Origin of the sequence: Bifidobacterium breve DSM 20213 = JCM 1192 (genome assembly GCF_001025175.1) — a bacterium.
In the GTDB taxonomy this organism is placed as follows: Bacteria; Actinomycetota; Actinomycetes; order Actinomycetales; family Bifidobacteriaceae; genus Bifidobacterium; species Bifidobacterium breve.
The window spans coordinates 2,250,883-2,269,415 of record NZ_AP012324.1; the positions used below are offsets into that span (position 1 = coordinate 2,250,883).

An 18,533-nucleotide genomic window follows, 5' to 3' on the forward strand; every position below is an offset into this window, starting at 1 on the left:
CGGACACAAGGAAGCACTGATGAGCAACAACACCTCCACCACTGGCCATCTACTGGGTGCGGCCGATATTCGCCGCATCGCAGCCGAGGCCGGCATCAGTCCGACCAAAAAATTCGGCCAGAATTTTGTTATTGACCCCGGCACTGTGCGTCGTATCGTGCGCGAAGCGGATGTCACGACCAATGATCATGTCATGGAGGTGGGTCCGGGCCTCGGTTCATTGACGTTGGCGATTCTGGAAACCGGTGCCACGATGACCGCCGTGGAAATCGACCCGCCACTGGCTGAACGCCTGCCCCGCACCGTAGCCGAGTTCATGCCCGAAGCCGCCGATCGCCTGACCGTCGTCAATCGGGATGCGCTGACAGTCACCCCGGATAATGTGCCTGATTTCAACGGCGATACCAGCTTCACCTTGGTGGCCAACCTGCCGTACAACGTGGCCACGCCGATTCTGCTCACCCTGCTTGAACGCTTCGATAGCCTCGGATCTTTCCTGGTGATGGTGCAGAAAGAGGTGGCCGACCGGCTGGCCGCCAAGCCCGGCTCGAAGATCTATGGCACCCCAAGCGTGAAACTTGCATGGTACGGCACTGCCGAACGAGTGGGCACTATTGGGCGCAATGTGTTCTGGCCGGCACCGAACGTGGATTCCGCACTGGTGAAGTTCACCAGATACGCCGCAGATGATACGCAGGCACCTTCCCACGGCAAGTCCTCCGCGGACCGTGAACTGGTATTCCGCCTCATCGATGCCGCTTTCGGGCAGCGCCGCAAGACCTTGCATGCCGCGCTGAAAACCATTGTTCCCGCCGAAGCGTTCGCAGCGGCGGGCATTGACCCGACCCGACGCGGTGAAACGCTGACGGTCACCGAATTTGCGGCATTGGCGGCAGCGGTTCAATCCACATCACATGCCACGCCTACCACTGACGAGGTGGAGCAATGATTCCGGTAGCCGTCCGTCAACGCCCCGCTTATGACGATCAATTGGATGAGCCGGCAGCACTGACCGTGCGCGTGGATTGCCCGGCCAAGACCAACCTCACCCTGGAGGTCGGCCCGACGCACGATGAATGGGGCGGTCGTCACGAACTGGACACCATCTACTGTGCCATCGGGGTATATGACACCATTACCGCCACCGCCAAACATCCGGGAGCCGGCTTCTCGCTGGAACTCGAAGGCGCGCATCTGGGCGATTTGGCCTCATCCAGCAGCGACATGCGCCGCAACCACGCGGTCCTGGCATTATTCGCCATGGCCCAGGCGGCCGGCCGCGATTCCGATGTGGCATTGACCATCACCAAACGCATCCCCGTAGGCGCCGGTCTCGGCGGCGGCTCGGCAGACGCGGCCGCAACCATACTGGCCGTCAATCAGCTATGGGAATTACACTGGCCAATGGAACGCCTGCGTACCATTGCCGCCACACTGGGCGCTGATATGCCATTCTGTCTGTCCGGCGGGTTCGCGCACGGCACCGGATTCGGCGAACGCATCGAGGTCATTGATGCAGGCAGTGCCGCAGAACGCAATCTCATCGGCCAAGGATATGCCGGAGAGGTACTGGTCGGCGCGTATCAGTCGCAGCTCAGCACTCCCGAGGTGTATCACACGTTTGATGCGGTCGGTCCCGGCAATGACGATCGCAATCATCTGCAGGCGGCGGCCATCAGTCTGCATCCGCGCAGTGGTCAGGCCATTGACGCCGCTGTGAACGCCGGTGCCCGTCATGCATTCGTCTCCGGTTCCGGACCGTCGGTGGTGGCTTTCGTACCGGACAGCACCACAGCGCAGCGCATTATCGACGCCTGGCGCAACGGCGGTATGGTCGACCGCATTATCAAGGCCAGTGCACCTGCACACCCCATTATCGGAGTCAGCCAGTAACGCTAATGTAGCAACAAGCCACATGATCATGAAGGAAGTCTAACGATGACGCAGCAAATTGATGAACGGCAGGCACGCAAGACATATGTACGCCACCGCCAGACCATCGTGTTCTCCATCAGTGGCGTAGTGCTTGCAGCCATTCTGGTGGTTGCCATTCTCTTTAATTTCCATGTGTTCGGCCTGGGGCAGATTAACACACCGGCCACCGCGCCAAACTACGGCAATGCCGCTCCCTGCGCTGTCAAGGGCGATGATGGCAAGGCAACGTACGTGGCCAATGGAACTGTCGGCGTGCGTGTGATGAACGGCACCGAGCATAGCCAATTTGCCGCAGCGGTCAGCAAGGCACTGGAAGCCCGCGGTTTCGTGATGCAGGAGGCAACCAACTACTCCAGCACCAACGTCGAACGCACCACTATCTACTTTGGCAAGAACGCCATTAATCAGGCCTACACTGTGGCCGGCAACTTCACCGATGCCGCCATGGTGATGAACGCCCGCGAGGACCAGCTTATCGACGTGGTGCTCGGCGCTACCTTCAACGATCTGAAAGATGAGAAGTCATCCCCGCAGGAAGGCAAGAAAATCACTGATTTCACGGGGTGCGTGGCCGCCGATAAGATGACGAATATTCCCGCCGATACGCAGCACACCGCTTACCCGGCGCAGTAATCCCACTTTGGCTCCCGCTGGCGGGAGCTGTCACGAAGTGACTGAGGGTGGTTTATATAACATATGTTGACCACCCTCAGTCTCACTCCGTGAGCCAGCTCCCACCAGCGGGAGCTCTCATTTATGCATTACGCCTCTATTTCGGCGTACCAGCGCTTGAGTTCGGCCACGGCAACATCGTGATCCACCGGGCCGTTATCCAGACGGTATTCCAGCATATGCTTGTAGGCGCGGCCAATCATCGGTCCGGGCTCCAGACCCAAGAGTTCCATAATCTCGTTGCCGTCCACATCAGGGCGAATGGCGTCGAAATCCTCTTTCTTCTTGAGCTCGCGAACACGCGCCTCCATCTCATCCATCGCCTGGGAGAACACCATCGCCTTGCGCTTGTTCTGCGTAGTGGCATCCGCGCGAGTGAGTCGGTTTAGACGCTCATACAAATGCCCGGCATCCTTGACATAACGGCGCACGGCAGAATCGGTCCACGGCTCATCCACGTACCCGTGGAAACGCAGGTGCAGGTTCACCAGTTCCGAGACGTCCTCCACCAGATGATGATCGAATCGCAGAGCCTTCAAACGCTTGCGGGTCATTTTGGCACCCACCGCATCATGATGATGGAAGCTCACCTTGCCTCCCGGCTCGAAACGTCGGGTCTTCGGCTTGCCGATATCATGCATCACTGCGGCCAGACGCAACGTGAGGTCAGGAGCGGGCACCGGGCCATCCGGGCCGGTTTCCAGAGTGATGGCCCGTTCAAGCACGATCATCGTGTGCTCAAAGACATCTTTGTGCCGATGATGCTCGTCAATCTGCAACTGCAACGCCGGAATCTCGGGGAACACGATATCCGCCAGACCTGATTCGACCAGTGCTTCCAGCCCTGCGCGAGGGCGGTCAGACAACAGCATCTTGGTCAGTTCATCACGTACGCGCTCGGCGGATACAATCTCAATGCGATCGCGCATCGAGGAAATCGCCTCCGCAGCATCGGGAGCAATGGAAAAGCCCAGCTGAGCCACGAATCGGACCGCACGCATCATACGCAGAGGATCATCATCGAATGACTGACTCGGATCAACAGGAGTACGCAGCACGCCTTTGGCCAAATCGCTGGCACCGCCGAACGGATCAACGAATTCCAGATCGGGCACACGCAGGGCCATGGCGTTGACGGTGAAGTCGCGGCGTGAGAGGTCACCTTCAAGCGTGTCGCCATAATTGACTTCAGGCTTGCGCGAATCCGGATCGTAGGTATCCGACCGATAGGTGGTCACCTCAACCTTGACCTCGGTGCCGTCCGCACGCCGGCGCATGGCACCCAACGTACCGAACTTGCGGCCCATATCCCAAAAACCGTCATGCCCCCAACGGCGCAGAATGGGCTCGAACTGTTCCGGGCGCGCGGATGAGCAGAAGTCCAGATCGTGGCTCTTGCGGTGCAGGAGCAGATCGCGGACCGGGCCGCCGACCAATGCCAGCTCATAACCCTGTTCGGCAAACAGTCGACCGAGTTCGATGGCCTCGGGCCACACTTCGAAATCCAATGGGCACCTTCCCGTATGTGACATTTTTCTGCCTTACCAGCATACCGTTACCCCACCTGCACACGGGGTTGAGTAAGGTGGAGAATATGATTACGCCCGCCGATCTTGCCCGCATGCTTGGGCAAACACCCGATTCGACGGATAACCATACCCAAGACCAGCTGCTGTATACGTCTCAGACGCCGCAGAATTCCGCCGATTCCGCGCAATCCGACGACACTATGGACAACGTAGCCGGCACTGACACGCAGCCGGCTGACCACACTGATAAAACCGAACGTTCCATGCCGACGCCGGCAACCGTGTTTGGCATGCATGCCACGGTTACCATCGCCACCTCAAGCGAAACCATCGAGGGGCAAGCCGACGGCATTGACAGCGAGGCCGAAACCGAATCGATCGCGCAGAGCAGCATCGAAACCGAGACATCACCCGCTCCGATTCATCAGGAACCATCGCAGCCCATTCATGCCCAAACCGGGCCGACGCCGGCCACCGTATTCGGCCGACGCGCCGCCGACACAACACCGACTCCCACTGGCCCGACACCGGCCATGATGCCGCAACGCCGCACTTCCGACGGCCCCACCACGTTTGCGTCCCTGGATGCACAGGAACTACCGGTGGTACGCGAATATTCGGCTGGCGGACTGATCTTCGACGATCAGAATCGCGTGGCCATCATCGCCCGTCATTCTCGTTCCGGCCATCTGGAATGGTGCCTGCCCAAGGGGCATATCGAGAAGGGCGAGACTCCACAGCAGACCGCCGTGCGTGAAGTGCACGAGGAAACCGGCATTTTGGGCGAGGTCATCGATTCCATCGCCACCATCGACTACTGGTTCACCGGAACCACGCAGCGCGTGCACAAGCTGGTGCATCACTATGCCTTGCGGCAGACCGGCGGCGAGCTCACCGTGGAAGGCGATCCGGATCATGAAGCCGAAGACGCCATCTGGGTGCGGTTCGATGATTTGGACGACGTGCTGAGCTACCCCAACGAGCGCAAAATCGCGTGGCTATACGCCAGAAAGAAGAACAGGCAGGCAAACGAGTGAACCTACCCGCAGTCTTATGCCGCTCACGCCATGGTGGACGATTCGTACGCGCGTTTGCGGCCATTCTTGTCATCACGGCGATGCTGGCCGCCCCACTGACCGCATATGCCGATGATTCGCCTGATGATCAGGCCGGTCAGACCATCGCCATCGAGCAGAGTACGCCCATAGTCACCGCTTCTTCCGGATTCCATATCACGGTAGCGATTACCAATGCCTCATCGGATACGGCACCGGCGGGGTCACTGATTCTCAGCACAAATTCACGGTTCACATTCGTCTCACGCACTGATATGCAGAAATGGGCGGAAGGCGATACCGCCATTCCCACCCCGGATGTGCTCGGCAGCATTGATGTTCCTGAAATCGCGCCGGGCAACACTGCAACCGTCACCCTTGACGTGGCGGCCGACCAGCAGGCTCTGCAGAGTATGCGCAGCTGGGGTCCCAAGCCCCTGCAGTTGTCGTACAGCGCCGGAAACCAGCCGCCAACCATGCTCCCCAGCTTCCTGACCCGTTCTCCTGACGGGCTCGACACCGCGCAGACTCCGGCGATGAACCTCACCGTGGCGATGCCGCTGACCACCACTGACTGGCAGGTTGATTCCTCCGCGCTGTCCGGCCTTGTCTCCGAAGATGAGAATGCATCCGCAGAGCCGGTGTTATCGGTGAACCAGCAGGAAACCACCACGGTCAAGGAACTCAACCAGACCTTGGCCAAACACCATAGCCTGCAAGTGGTGGCCGATCCGTTGTATTTCCAGGAACTCCCCTCCGATACCAGACCTGCCGTCGCGGGAGTCATGCAACCCGGTGATTTTGATGTCACGGCGTATGCGGCGCTGAACGATGCCGATGCCTATACCAGAGCCGGCATCGCCGACGAAGCATGGAACGCCGAACAGGCGCAGACGTTGTATGCTGTGGCCAAATCCACCGTCACGCCGACTGCCACCTATGCCTGGCAGGGATCCGGCACGTGGAGCCTGGACGCCCTGACCAAGGCCCGCGCTCAGGGATATACCGCCGTTATTGCGGATTCCACGTTTGACGGTGAGCAAACCGACACCGTGCATACCGGCACCTATGTGGTCAATACCTCCGCCGGAGACATCACCGTGCTCAAGGAACAGTCGGAACTCGGCACGTTGGCGCATGGTGAAGCTACCAGCGCACGGGCAACGGCCGAAGCCAGCGATGCGGGCAGGCTGGCCAGAATGCTCGCACAAAGCGCGTTCTATCAAATGGAACAGCCGTATGCCACCCGAAACCTGCTGATGACCTTCTCCAGGAATAGCAGCGCGTCATGGATCAATCAGGTCATGAGCGCTATGGAACAGGCATCGTGGCTGAATCTGACTGATCTGAACACTATGGCCGCTGCCGACCCATACAGCGTCAGCAGCGAGGTGAACCAGGACGACTCCAATGCCGCCGACGTCTCCCAAACCCGTGCCACCCTGGAACAGCTTTCTTCAAGTCGTAAGGACATCCTGCGGCTCGCCACTTCCATACTGAAGAAGGGTCTTGATGAAGACGATGTCTCATCGTTGAACCCGCAGGCACTTGCCCGTCAAGATGCCAGTTCAACCGCCAGCCACACCAATGATCCCGCACAATGGGTGAGCACGCTGTTGAACGCGCATGACGACATCGCTCTGCATGCGTTCGCCGGCTCCAGCGATGCCGAGTATCAGAGCCAGATAGCCAAAGCCAACCGGACGTTCGCCGATACGGTGTTGGGCAGCGTGTACATCACCCCATCCGAATCGGTGTCGGTATTCAGCGAATCGGCCCAGATGCCGGTGACAGTAAGCAATAAGCTGCCTTACGCCGTCAGCGTCAAGGTCAATTCGATCACCGATTCCATGCAAATCGTGACCTCCCGTTCCAATGATGTTGTGATTCCCGCACGTAGTGAGGCTCAGGTGACCTTCACCATCCGTGTGTCCACTTCCGGCACCACCGTCGCACATGTGTCGTTGGCCGATCGGCACAACACCGCCTTCGGCAACACACAGGACACCACCATCACCAGTGTGCTGCGCATCAGCGATGCCAGTGGTTTCGTCATCATTGGTTTTGCAGTACTGCTGGGCCTCGTTGGTTTATGGCGCCAGTTCAACCGTAAGAAGGATCCTGACGAATGAGTTCTACCGTAGGCCGCAATTCCCTGATTATGGCCTCCGGTACCGCGGCTTCTCGCGTGACCGGCCAAATCCGCACTATTTTGCTGGCGGCAGCCATCGGCACTACCGGTCTGGCGGCCAATGCCTATCAGGCCGGTGCGATGATTCCGCAAACCGTGTTCACACTGGTGTCCGGCGGTATTTTCAATGCCGTGCTGGTGCCGCAAATCGTGCGCACGTTGAAGGAGAGGGACGCTCAGGAGCGACTGAACCGACTGATCACCCTGGCCATCGGCATTCTACTGGCCGTCACTGTGGTGATGGCCGCATCCACACCGCTGCTGGCGCGTCTGTACGTGGGCAGCAGCAATCATGAGATGATTGCCCTGACCACTGCGTTCACGCTCTGGTGCATGCCGCAGGTGTTCTTCTACGGCCTGTATACGGTGCTTGGTCAGATTCTGGCCGCCAAAGATCATTTTGCTTCCTATGCGTGGAGTTCCACCGGAGCCAATGTCATCAGCTGCGCCGGATTCACCGCATTCATCATGTTGTTCGGCAAGGCCAACGAACAGCCGCTTGATTTCTGGACCTCGGGCAAAGTGGCGCTTACCGCAGGTACATGGACGCTCGGCGTGGCTTTTCAGGCACTGATCCTGTTCGTGCCGTTGATTCGCCTGGGCTTCAAATACCGTCCCAGCTTTGGCTTGACCGGCTTTGGTCTCAAGGCGATGGGACCTGTGGCGCTGGGATCGCTGGGTGTGGTGGCGATTACTCAGATTTCGGATATCGTGCTGACCCGAATCGCCACGCTGGCCCCGCAGCGTGCGCATGAGCTCACCGGAGTCAGTCTGTACGACGTTGCCGGCAATGCTACCTACCAAAACGCCTTCACCCTGTACATCCTGCCGTATTCGCTGATTGCGGTATCCGTCTCCACCGCCGTATTCCCCCTCATCTCGCGGTCGATAGCAGCGCAGGACTTCCATGCGGCACGTCAGCAGCTGGGCAATGCGCTGTGCAACGTAGGGCTGCTGGTGCTGTTCTTCGCCGCGGCGCTGGTGGTCTACCCCGAACCGATCATTCGCGCGCTGCTGCCTTCGGTCTCGATGAATGAGACCGTGCTCATCGCCTACGCTCTGATTCCGCTGTCTTGCGGCATCCCCGCCATATCAGCGTTCCTGTTGATTCAACGTACCTTCTATGCCTTTGAGGACGGCCTGCACCCGTTCCTCGCCGCGGTATTGCAATACGGCTTCACCACGGCACTCATGATTGTCGGCATGCTGGTGCTTCCGCCGAATCAGTGGATCGTGGGTATTGCCTGTTCCGTATCCGCCGGTGTGCTATTGGCGCTGCCGTTCATGCTGTTTATGCTGCGCAAACGATTCGGCGGCAGCCTGGAAGGCAAGCCGGTTGTGCAGACATACGGCAAGGCGTTGGCAGCGGCCGTAATCGGCGGCGTTGTGGTCTGGCTGGCGAAAACCCCTGTTGCAGACCTCTTCGGTGCCTCCATCCAAGAGACCGGCGGCCAGATGAGCTGGCTGTCCGCATTGGGAATCTGCATCGTACTGACTCTCGTGCTGGCCGTGGTGTATATCGGCGTGCTCTGGGCACTGCGCGCCACACAACTGAACGATGCCGTCCACTCGATAACCGCCCGTTTCAGGCGAAAACCCGCCAACACATCCGTTGACGAACCGCAATCCGAAGAAGACAATAATAATGCTGATACTGCTGCGAGCATCATGCCTGAGGCCGATGGCATTCAGGCCAGTCCCACGGCTAGAATGTCAGCGATGACGAATGCTGATCACATGGAGCCTGACGAGCAGATGAAACCGCAATTGGGAGATACTATCCTTAACCGCTACACCTTGGTGTCTTCGTTGCGTAAGGAACCCGGCCTCGAGGCTTGGCAGGCCAATGATCGCGTGCTGGCAAAGGATTGCCAGCTGTTCCTAGTGTCCAATCGCAAGGCATTGGACACGGTCAACACCATTGCCGGCGAGCTTGCGGCCACCCGCCCCGAGCACTATGTGCCGGTGCTGAAGTACCGCGTACAGTCCGATGTGCTCATTGCCGTCACCGCAATGGACAGTGGCCTGTCTGTGTCCGATTACCGTGCCAGTGCCACCGGCGACATACTGAGCTACGACGCCATGCGCTCCATTCTTGGCGAAACCGTTCAGGCCATCCGCCCCATGCTGACCAGTACCGCCGGCACTGCCATGCTGACCACTGATACCGTGCGTCTCACTGCCTCCGGCATCGAGATTTCCGATGCTCCGTTCGCTCCGATTCTGGCAGATATGTCCGGCACCGATCCGGCAAACGATGATGGCGCCGAGCGTCATGCCGTGCGTCAGCTTGCTGCGTTGCTATATGCACTGCTCACCAACACGACCAGCCAGGTAGATCCGCAATTCGATCTGCATCTGCTTGGGCAGGATATTCCAAGCGAGTTCCGTGTTATTTGCAAGCGTGGCCTGGCATTGGCCGATGAAGGCGAGCAGGTCATGCCGATGGCCTCACTGGCCGAACTGGACGCACTGTTGGGTGATTGGAAGCCTCTGACTGCGCTGTCGAGCACTGACATCGCCCTGCCGACCACTGACGGCGAATCCTCCATCGTCAAGGTGCAGCTGCGCCCTACGGACGAGGCCGACATCGTTCCGATTCCTGATGACATTGTCACCAGCCAGCAGCTGCCTTCACTGTCCATCGCGACACCTGCAGTGGCCGCTGGTGCTGAATCCGGCACCAATGGTCAGGCAGATGCTCATAGCATTTTCGACTTCAATTTCTCGCAAGCCTGGGAAAAGGAGAACCTCTCCGGCGAAGACACCGGAGACTGGTACAACCGACTGGCTCCGACCAACTTGACCGGTAACTCCCGGCTGACCGTGCCGATTCCCACCGCGGCCGGCGTGCCTGAGCCCACCGCTGCTGAGACCACCAGCCGTATTCCGATTTTTGATGCTTCCGGCCGTGAAATCCGCCCTGGTGAGGAGTCGCAGCGCGCGCTGGAGGAAGAGCAGGCACGTGCGGCGGAAGTCCAGTCCGTGCCGCCGAGCTTTATCCCGAAGGATCATCCCACTGGCAATGAGGATGATGCTCTGCCAGACGAGACGCTTTTTGGATCGATGACCACCAAGGTTGTTGCCATTATCGTGGCCGTGATTGTGGTGGTTGCCGCAGCGTTCTGGGCCATGCATGCGTTGCAGCGCAGTGGGGAAAACCCTGCAGATGCGGCGAACTCTTCTGAGAATTCGGAAGGCAATTGGCCGGATGTCAATGTGGATGATGTGCCGTTCGGTGAGGAAGATGGCACTTCCTCGTCCAAGGATTCCTCTACGCCTTCATCTCAGGAGAAGACCGAAACCAAGACAGAGACGGAGACGAACCCCAAGAAGGTCACCGAGGATAAGGACTCCCAGTCGGTGCCCAAGCCGCGTCACGAGAACAGCACCGCCTTTACGGTGGCCAGCGGGAACTTCCTGTCTAACCCTGCCGGGCAGTCCGGTTACGGCTACCACGTCCATCTTGACCAGCCTCATGATGTGTACCGCATGAATATCACCATCCGCACATCTGGCGGCAAGGGCTATATCCGTGCCAATACCACGGAGGATCCGACCCAAGGCGAACAGGTGGCCGAGTTTGTATTCGCCGAGGGCGGTACCACTGAGGTGAAGTTCGATAAGGTCGTCAACACACAGGATCTGGTTCTGTGGGTGCCGCTGGATAGCCTGCCGCAGAACCAGCTGTACATTCAGAAGGTTGAAGTCTTCTAAAAGTCGCGACTATGCCGGCAACGTCACGCTGTTGGCATAGAGGTGTCTATTGGCTTTCGGATGACGTATGCTGAATGCCATTGCGCCACATAATGTGCTGCCTGCCGCTACCGACGGCAGTCGGCTGCAGACTACATAATAGACACTGTGTCTAATTATTGGAGTGAGCACTGCACTTCATAACAGACGGAGGGGAATCATATGGAACATAACGTCATCATCATCGGCTCAGGTCCCGCTGGATACACAGCGGCCATCTACCTTGGTCGCGCCGGATTGAATCCTGTACTGGTCACCGGCGCTCTGGCCCCGGGCGGGCAGCTGGTGAACACCACGGAAGTGGAGAATTTCCCTGGTTTCCCTGATGGCATTATGGGTCCTGATTTGATGGATCGCATGCGCGATCAGGCTGAGAAATTCGGCACGCAGTTCATTGCCGATGATGTCGAATCCGTGGAACAGGTGGAGGCCGCAGATGCCGCTGACGCACCGCAGCCCCTGTACCGACTGAGCCTATCTGACGGCTCGGTGTTGGAATCTCGTGCCATTATTGTGGCCACTGGCTCGAATTTCCGTAAGCTTGGCGTACCTGGCGAACGCGAACTTTCCGGTCATGGAGTGTCGTACTGCGCCACTTGTGACGGTTTCTTCTTTAAGGACAAGCCCATTGTGGTGGTCGGCGGCGGTGATTCGGCGTTTGAAGAAGCACTGTTCCTGACCAGATTTGGCTCATCAGTCACGCTGATTCATCGTCGTGATTCGTTCCGCGCCTCCCAGATCATGGTGGACCGCGCACAGTCGAATCCCAAGTTGACCTTGCTGACCAATACCGTGGTTACCGCCATCCACGGAAGCGCCTCGGAAGCAAAGCCCGCCTCTCCGGCCATTACCATTGGCGGCCTGAAGCTGCCCGCGGCCACGGCTCCCCAAAACGTGAGCAGCATTGATATTCGTAATACGGCAACCGGTGAGACTGGGACTTTGGATACCAGTGCGGTATTTGTGGCCATCGGTCATACCCCGGCTACCGAGTTCATTGCCGATGTGGTCAGCACTGATGATGATGGATACATCACGGTTGCAGAAGCTGGTACACACACCAGCGCCCCTGGCGTTTTTGCCGCCGGTGATTGCGTGGATCGCACCTACCGTCAAGCCATTAGCGCAGCGGGCATGGGTTGCCGCGCCGCATTGGATGCCCAGCAGTATCTGACCGCATAGTTGGTAGAGCATTACTCAGTAATCAGATATACACAATGGCGCAGTACGAATTCATCCGTACTGCGCCATTGTGTATATCTGATATATCAGACGTGATGCCTTACAGCCGTCTTATCTCATACCCACTTGCCGTCGGTGCTGGACTGATTGGGCACCAGCAACTGCAGGATGCGGTCCATATCTTCAGGGGACGAGAATACGATTTCAATACGGCCATGTTTGGCGCTGCCCTTGATGGAGACCTTGGTATCAAAATGATTTTCCAGGCTCTGCTGAATGGCGGATCCCATCCACGGATTAGTCTTTGAGGTCTTCGGCTTCTTAGGCTGCTCTCCCGAAGCAACGACCATAGCCACGATTTCTTCGGTGCTGCGAACCGACAATCCTTCTGCGATGATGCGGGTTGCCAGCTTATCCATTGCTTCCGGATCGCTCAGACCCAGCAAAGCACGCGCATGGCCGGACGAGAGCACGCCAGCGGCCACTTTTTTCTGTACTGTTGCCGGCAGGTTCAACAAACGAAGCGTGTTAGCAATCTGAGGACGTGACTTCGAAATCGATTTCGACAGCTGCGCTTGAGTCAGACCAAACTCCTTAATCATCTGCTGATATGCAGCTGCTTCTTCCAGAGGATTCAATGCCACACGATGCAAATTCTCCAGCAAGGCATCACGGAGCATATCGTCGTCCGTGGTGGTTTTCACGATGGCTGGAATCGTGGTCAATCCAGCCAGCTGAGAAGCGCGCCAGCGGCGTTCGCCCATGATCAGTTCATAGGGGCTGTCCAGATGGCCAGTGAACGGGTTCGTTGAAGACTGCTCGCCGGGCTGTGCTTGTTTGGCCTCGGCAATCTGCTCACTGGGACGACGACGCACCACGATGGGCTGCAATACACCCACTTCTTTGATGGAAGCGGCAAGCTCATTGAGCTCGTCTTCATCGAAAATCGTACGCGGCTGATGCGCATTGGGGCCGATTTCCTGCAAGCTGAGTTCAGCGAGATAGCCGCCTTCAACGGGCTTCAGTTCCTCTGGAGCCTCTTGTTTGTTGGCCTTATCCTCAGCCGCATGCTTGTTCTTCGGTGTTTCACGTGAAACATTGTTCGATGATTTCGTTGCGGCTCGAGTGGTTGGCTTATCGTCACTGCCGAAGAATAGGTCACTCGGATGTGCGATATCGTCCAACGCGGGCATGGCCGCTCGCTTGCCACCAGTTTTCTTGACAGCAGCTCCCTTCTTGGGCTGTGATGGAGTCGTTGCGGTCTTGGACTTAGGCTTCACCGCTTCATTTGGTGCCTTCGCGAGCTCCGCGGGATCCTCCTCCCCTGGCAATGCAGGGAATAACGCGCCAAGTCCTTTACCGAGTCGTGATTTGGTTGCCATTACTTCCTCCTCGCATCAATGGCTTCAAGCACATGCTGTGAACGTCGAGCGATTTCCAATGCCGCTTCGCCATATGCTATGGCACCTATGCCGCGGGGATCATAGGCAATAACAGGCTGTGAAAAGCTCGGAGCTTCCGATATCTTCACCGATCGGGGAACGGTGGTATCCAGGACAATATTGGGGTAATGGGACTTGACCTCACCATAAACCTCACGGCTTAACAGTGTACGGCGGTCGAACATCGTGACCAGCATGGTGGAGACCAGCAGAACCGGATTGAAATGCTGCTGCACCAGGCCGATGGTGTTGATCAGCTGGCCCAATCCCTCCAACGCATAGTATTCGGCTTGAATGGGGATCAACATCTCAGTGACCGCGCACATGGCGTTAATTACCAGCAAACCCAAGCTCGGAGGGCAATCGATGAACACGTAATCGTACGCGGTATCTGTCTGTTCCAGAAAACGATCGAGCGCTTCTTTCAGCAACGTGTTACGATTCGGTAAGTCCGCCACTTCAAGTTCGGCACCGCTCAAATCGATGGACGCAGGAACCACATCGAGCGAAGGAAAATCAGCGCTTGTCGTGATGACATCCGCGATTTCCGCTCGCCCTTCAATTACATCATAAATCGACCTATCTCCTGAAGAATGTGAAACAGCAAATGCCGTTGACGCATTGCCCTGGGGATCCATATCAATGACCAACACATGCGCTCCGTGCTGAGCCAGCGCTGCGGCAAGGTTTACCGTCGACGTGGTCTTACCGACGCCGCCTTTCTGATTGGCCACGGCGATCAAGCGTGTCCGTCTCGGCTTGGGAAAGGAGGCATGGGTCAAAGCGTCATATCGGGAGCTTTCGTCGGCCATCTGACTACCCAGCGCAGAACTCTGCCCATCAAAAATACGACGGAGGGTTTCGGAAGGCGATTCCATCATTGTGTCATGATGATCGTCTGCTGTCATCGTTCCTCCTTATTCAATGTACGTTCCAGTGTTCCTATTCGTATGGACATGATTTGTGTTATCCACATCCCCTATCCCCTATTGTGGATAAGTGTGGACAAGTGGATAATCACAACGGTCACATCTACAATCCACCATCGCAAAAGTGAGGTTTTTCAACGGTTTTCACCGATACCCACCATAGGGGATAGAGTTGTGGATAACTCAATTCATGAAGTACAAATGTGGATAACTTCAACATCGGTACCATCATCAACGTTTGTCAACAATTACCACATGTGTCGGTTCCAGACCTGGACCGACCTCCGCTTCCACCACTCGGGGACGACGGCCACCATAGCGTGAAATCTGGCCACTGGCTTTGTCCAGTTCCGCTTGTGCCGAACGACCCTTGAGCGCAATAAGCCGACCGGTGGGTTTCAGCAGAGGCAATGTCCATCCAGAAAGCTTGGTCATCGGTGCCACTGCACGGCAGGTCACCACTGCAAAAGGATGCATCTCGCGCTTGCGAACCCTATTGATCACTTCATCGGAACGACCACGGATAATAGATACATTCTTCAACCCCATCAAATCAACGCACTCGGCAAGCCATTCAACACGGCGTTCCATCGGTTCAATCAGCGTAAAACTGCACTCCGGCAAGCAACACGCCGTCACCAGCCCAGGGAAACCTCCACCACTGCCAACGTCAGCAACGGTTCTAAAACGAGCTCCATCTGTGGCCTTGCGCACATAAGGAACTATCGCTGCGGAATTGAGAATGTGACGTTCCCAAATAATGTCCACATCACGAGGTCCAATCAAGCCGCGAGGTTCTCCCTCTTGGGAGAGCTTGTCATGGAATCTCTCTAATCGGGGTAAAGCATCCCCCAATACACGGGCCAGCACCGGCGATTCCTGTAACTCATCCACCATGACAGTCCCCTCCTATGTTTCACGTGAAACATGTGGCATAACTTGAGGCGCCGCTTATAACGACGCCTCACATATCACCGCACAGAAAACTTCAGCATATACCTTTGTGGTGCAGGTGTATACTCACTCCTGATCGTCGACCTCTTCTTCTTCGACGTTATCTTCGTTCTTGTTACGAAGATATACAGTCACATAACGATGCGGTTCTTCACCATGGGAGCGAGACTTCAGACCTTCATCACGCACCACGTCATGAACGACTTTACGCTCAAAGGAATTCATCGGCTTCAGATCTATCGGTTCGCCGCTCTCCTTAACGGCATCAATAGCATCGAGAGCCACATCGCGCAGGTGCTGGCGCTTACGCTTCAGGAAACCATCCACGTCCACAATCAGGTGGGAACGTTCGCCGGTCTTCTGCTGCACAGCCAGACGAGTAAGCTGCTGCAACGCATCAACCACTTCGCCATTGCGACCAATCAGATGTTTGATGTCTGTATCGTCATCAGCGACGATCTGAACAGTTGGGCGGTTGTTACGAACACCCATTTCGATATCGCCCTCATAGTCGGCGATATCCAGCAAGCCTTCAAGGTAATCGGCAGCGATGTCAGCCTCTTCGTTGAGCTGATCAATCGACTTCACGTCATCCTGTGCCATACGCTACTCCTTCATGTCAGGTCTGATTCTCAAGTCTAAGCCCTGCTCCCCCGAACAGGATTGGTTAGTGTCGGGGCGTGTCCGATGTTTCACGTGAAACATCGGACACGCCCCCGTCCTCATTATTTCTTTCTGCGCTTACGAACCGGCTGTTGCCTCTGGAATCCTTGGTTCGCCTTACGCGCGGCTTCTTCCTTAGCCTTAGCCAAAGCCTCCTCTTCAAGGGAAGGAAGACCGGCCTTTTCACGACGAGCATTCTCGTTGCGATGGTCACGCTTTTCCTTATCTTCTGCGGCAGGAGAACCTGGAGTCGGGAAGCAATACACCTGCCACAGCGTACGGCACAAGTTGCAAACGTTGTTGGTCAGCCAGTACACCAACACGGCGAACGGGAAGGAAGCACCCGAGAAGATGTACATCACCGGGAAGAGCCACAGCATGGCCTTCTGCATGGTCTCGGTCTGCTTGTTCATCGAAGCAGCTGCCATGTTGCGCTTCATGTTGATGTACTGCATGAGCCACAAGCAGAAGCACATCAGGAACACAAAGACACCGATGACCACCTTGCCGGCAGTAGCTGCACGGGTGAAGTTATCGGTCACACTGACAATGCCGAACACATCGGTCTGGGTGAACTGCTTGGCGGTGGCCACATCAAAGGCACCGAGCGGATCTCGCTTGCCGTTGGCGATGTATGGAATGGCGGACAGCGTGTAGAACATGGACATGAACACCGGGCCCTGAATGAGCATCGGCAGGCAGGAACCTGCCGGATTGACGTTATTGTCCTGGTATAGTTTCATGGTCTCACGACTCATGGCTTCCTTGGAAGCCTGATCCGTCTTGCCCTTGTACTTGTTCTGAATGCGCTGCATCTTCGGCGCCAATGCCTGCATCTTGCGCATCGACTTTATCTGCTTGTAGAACAGCGGGAAGATACACGCCTGCACCACCAGCACCAGGATGATAATGGCAAGAATCCAGGAGACGCCGACCGGGCTCATGCCCAACATGACAAAGAAGTCATGCACGATCTTCATGATCCAAGTCTGCAGCCACTCAACAGGGGTCAGAATCTTGTACAGGAATCCCCAGAACCCGCTATCCAGCAGGAATTGGTTTTGATTGATCATCGTTGGGCCTCTCTTTGGGTTGTGGCCAATGGCGTCAGTCGAGGCTCCTCATGAGCCTTCGACCACGAAAATCGATAAAAAATGGAATAACGTTGCGGCACGTCGTCAATTCCCCCACGGCTCCACGGCCTGCAACGAAGCAATCGCAATACGGCAAGCACTCCGCCTTTGCAAGCGCCATACCGTTCAAAAGCCTCAATGGCATAGTTTGAACATGTCGGGTAATACTTGCAACAGGGCGGTCGGTTCGCAGAAATGTGACGCTGGTACCAACGCACACCACGAATCATTACCGCCCTGATGGAAGTAGACATGTGTCATTCCGCCTTACGAGCCACTTTGGCAAAGCCGGTGGCAAACTGCTCATCCAGAGATGAGAATGATGCGGATGCCGCACTTGGTTTTGCGCGCACCACGATATCGCAGTGAGGCGGCAGGCTCTCTTCATGAGCCTTAGCCAGAACCCTGAACCTGCGCTTCACCGTATTACGGGTAACCGCATTGCCCACCGATTTGGAGACAGCCAAACCCAGACGACGATACGTCGTCCGATCATCAGATTGATGATCATTACGCATCAGGTAATGCACAATGATGTCTTTGCCACCCACTTTGCGCCGGCGTTTAAGTACGGCGACGAAATCACGATGGCTTTGCAGCCGCTCCACCTCGACAGCCTCGAGGAACTGATCCGAGGGATCAGGCGGACAGGCTCTTGCGGCCCTTGGCGCGGCGACGGTTAATCAGCGCGCGACCGGAACGAGTGCGCATACGCACACGGAAACCGTGCTTCATGTGACGACGACGGTTGTTCGGCTGGAACGTCCTCTTCATATCAATTGCTCCTAGGTCTATTTGGCAACGCTTCGCGCTGCCCTCACGTGAGTCAAGCTATACCAACCTACTCTGACCCCTACCCTCAAGTCAAAATACGTCAAGAGTTTTCACATTTCGACACGTCGAGGAAATCTCGGCTCACCTCTTTGAATCGGCATAAACTCAACCATCTCACCCCAAAAGTTATCCACAAATTACATGTATGTTATTCACATTTGAGCAATTCCAACACGCGACTCGGTGGATAACTTCCTCACATCGGAGTAAACATTATCTACGTAATTCATTCGTTGAGTAGTTCAGAAGGGGCCGACC

16 protein-coding genes are annotated in these 18,533 nt (G+C 56.7%); 7 read left to right on the forward strand and 9 right to left on the reverse strand.

All coding sequences use genetic code 11. The annotated features are described in order from the left end of the window. Nucleotides 1–19: 19 nt before the first annotated feature. Genes rsmA through BBBR_RS09795 form a run of 3 tightly spaced genes read left to right on the forward strand, consistent with a single transcriptional unit; the run spans nt 20 to nt 2,568 of the window. Nucleotides 20–949 carry a 16S rRNA (adenine(1518)-N(6)/adenine(1519)-N(6))-dimethyltransferase RsmA gene (gene rsmA / locus BBBR_RS09785; RefSeq protein ID WP_003827849.1) on the forward strand — a complete coding sequence of 310 codons (930 nt, stop codon included), beginning with the start codon at nt 20–22 and terminating at the stop codon, nt 947–949. Then, entirely contained in the window at nt 946–1,893 is a 948-nt protein-coding gene (locus tag BBBR_RS09790; protein WP_003827850.1) for a 4-(cytidine 5'-diphospho)-2-C-methyl-D-erythritol kinase, read from the forward strand. The genes rsmA and BBBR_RS09790 overlap by 4 nt, the downstream gene beginning before the upstream one ends. Before the next feature lie 45 nt (nt 1,894–1,938). Beyond that, entirely contained in the window at nt 1,939–2,568 is a 630-nt protein-coding gene (locus BBBR_RS09795) for a LytR C-terminal domain-containing protein (protein ID WP_003827851.1), read from the forward strand. A 128-nt stretch (nt 2,569–2,696) separates the two neighbouring features. Here the strand turns inward: BBBR_RS09795 and BBBR_RS09800 are convergent, their stop codons facing one another. Next, complete coding sequence (locus tag BBBR_RS09800; protein ID WP_003827852.1) at nt 2,697–4,115, reverse strand: CCA tRNA nucleotidyltransferase; 1,419 nt, start codon at nt 4,113–4,115, stop codon at nt 2,697–2,699. A gap of 86 nt (nt 4,116–4,201) precedes the next feature. Between BBBR_RS09800 and BBBR_RS10990 the strand changes: the two genes are divergently transcribed. From BBBR_RS10990 to BBBR_RS09820, 4 genes are all read left to right on the forward strand, one after another. Further along, nucleotides 4,202–5,173 carry an NUDIX hydrolase gene (locus tag BBBR_RS10990; RefSeq protein WP_015439368.1) on the forward strand — a complete coding sequence of 324 codons (972 nt, stop codon included), beginning with the start codon at nt 4,202–4,204 and terminating at the stop codon, nt 5,171–5,173. Nucleotides 5,174–5,253: 80 nt separating this feature from the next. Beyond that, entirely contained in the window at nt 5,254–7,323 is a 2,070-nt protein-coding gene (locus tag BBBR_RS09810; protein ID WP_003827854.1) for a DUF6049 family protein, read from the forward strand. Continuing rightward, nucleotides 7,320–11,099, forward strand: a complete 3,780-nt coding sequence (gene murJ, locus BBBR_RS09815; protein WP_003827855.1) for a murein biosynthesis integral membrane protein MurJ — start codon at nt 7,320–7,322, stop codon at nt 11,097–11,099. The genes BBBR_RS09810 and murJ overlap by 4 nt, the downstream gene beginning before the upstream one ends. A gap of 201 nt (nt 11,100–11,300) precedes the next feature. After that, complete coding sequence (locus BBBR_RS09820) at nt 11,301–12,320, forward strand: NAD(P)/FAD-dependent oxidoreductase (protein WP_003827856.1); 1,020 nt, start codon at nt 11,301–11,303, stop codon at nt 12,318–12,320. A 116-nt stretch (nt 12,321–12,436) separates the two neighbouring features. Here the strand turns inward: BBBR_RS09820 and BBBR_RS09825 are convergent, their stop codons facing one another. The 8 genes from BBBR_RS09825 to rpmH all read right to left on the reverse strand — a co-directional run bounded on the left by BBBR_RS09825 (nt 12,437) and on the right by rpmH (nt 18,215). Beyond that, on the reverse strand, nt 12,437–13,702 hold the full coding sequence (locus BBBR_RS09825) for a ParB/RepB/Spo0J family partition protein (protein ID WP_003827857.1): 1,266 nt from the start codon (nt 13,700–13,702) through the stop codon (nt 12,437–12,439). Beyond that, complete coding sequence (locus tag BBBR_RS09830) at nt 13,702–14,670, reverse strand: ParA family protein (RefSeq protein WP_003827858.1); 969 nt, start codon at nt 14,668–14,670, stop codon at nt 13,702–13,704. The genes BBBR_RS09825 and BBBR_RS09830 overlap by 1 nt, the downstream gene beginning before the upstream one ends. Before the next feature lie 252 nt (nt 14,671–14,922). After that, nucleotides 14,923–15,588 (reverse strand): 16S rRNA (guanine(527)-N(7))-methyltransferase RsmG, encoded by a 666-nt coding sequence (gene rsmG, locus BBBR_RS09835; protein ID WP_003827861.1) that lies wholly within the window; start codon nt 15,586–15,588, stop codon nt 14,923–14,925. 123 nt (nt 15,589–15,711) lie between these two features. Further along, on the reverse strand, nt 15,712–16,248 hold the full coding sequence (locus BBBR_RS09840; RefSeq protein ID WP_003827862.1) for a Jag family protein: 537 nt from the start codon (nt 16,246–16,248) through the stop codon (nt 15,712–15,714). Between the two features lie 122 nt (nt 16,249–16,370). Then, nucleotides 16,371–17,378, reverse strand: coding sequence for a membrane protein insertase YidC (gene yidC, locus BBBR_RS09845; RefSeq protein ID WP_025263371.1), 1,008 nt, complete (start codon nt 17,376–17,378; stop codon nt 16,371–16,373). Continuing rightward, nucleotides 17,378–17,695: a membrane protein insertion efficiency factor YidD gene (gene yidD / locus BBBR_RS10565; protein ID WP_003827864.1), complete on the reverse strand. Its 318-nt coding sequence runs from the start codon at nt 17,693–17,695 to the stop codon at nt 17,378–17,380. Before yidD ends, yidC begins: the two co-directional genes overlap by 1 nt. A gap of 3 nt (nt 17,696–17,698) precedes the next feature. Further along, nucleotides 17,699–18,049, reverse strand: a complete 351-nt coding sequence (rnpA, locus tag BBBR_RS09855; protein WP_019727627.1) for a ribonuclease P protein component — start codon at nt 18,047–18,049, stop codon at nt 17,699–17,701. A 31-nt stretch (nt 18,050–18,080) separates the two neighbouring features. Then, nucleotides 18,081–18,215 carry a 50S ribosomal protein L34 gene (rpmH, locus tag BBBR_RS09860; RefSeq protein ID WP_003827866.1) on the reverse strand — a complete coding sequence of 45 codons (135 nt, stop codon included), beginning with the start codon at nt 18,213–18,215 and terminating at the stop codon, nt 18,081–18,083. Between the last annotated feature and the right edge of the window lie 318 nt (nt 18,216–18,533).

Coding starts and splice junctions, on each gene's coding strand:
- rsmA (WP_003827849.1), top strand. CDS start 20: ATGAGCAACAACACCTCCACCACTGGCCATCTACTGGGTGCGGCCGAT.
- BBBR_RS09790 (WP_003827850.1), top strand. CDS start 946: ATGATTCCGGTAGCCGTCCGTCAACGCCCCGCTTATGACGATCAATTG.
- BBBR_RS09795 (WP_003827851.1), top strand. CDS start 1,939: ATGACGCAGCAAATTGATGAACGGCAGGCACGCAAGACATATGTACGC.
- BBBR_RS10990 (WP_015439368.1), top strand. CDS start 4,202: ATGATTACGCCCGCCGATCTTGCCCGCATGCTTGGGCAAACACCCGAT.
- BBBR_RS09810 (WP_003827854.1), top strand. CDS start 5,254: ATGCTGGCCGCCCCACTGACCGCATATGCCGATGATTCGCCTGATGAT.
- murJ (WP_003827855.1), top strand. CDS start 7,320: ATGAGTTCTACCGTAGGCCGCAATTCCCTGATTATGGCCTCCGGTACC.
- BBBR_RS09820 (WP_003827856.1), top strand. CDS start 11,301: ATGGAACATAACGTCATCATCATCGGCTCAGGTCCCGCTGGATACACA.
- BBBR_RS09825 (WP_003827857.1), bottom strand. CDS start 13,702: ATGGCAACCAAATCACGACTCGGTAAAGGACTTGGCGCGTTATTCCCT.
- BBBR_RS09830 (WP_003827858.1), bottom strand. CDS start 14,670: ATGACAGCAGACGATCATCATGACACAATGATGGAATCGCCTTCCGAA.
- rsmG (WP_003827861.1), bottom strand. CDS start 15,588: ATGGTGGATGAGTTACAGGAATCGCCGGTGCTGGCCCGTGTATTGGGG.
- BBBR_RS09840 (WP_003827862.1), bottom strand. CDS start 16,248: ATGGCACAGGATGACGTGAAGTCGATTGATCAGCTCAACGAAGAGGCT.
- yidD (WP_003827864.1), bottom strand. CDS start 17,695: ATGTCTACTTCCATCAGGGCGGTAATGATTCGTGGTGTGCGTTGGTAC.
- rpmH (WP_003827866.1), bottom strand. CDS start 18,215: ATGAAGAGGACGTTCCAGCCGAACAACCGTCGTCGTCACATGAAGCAC.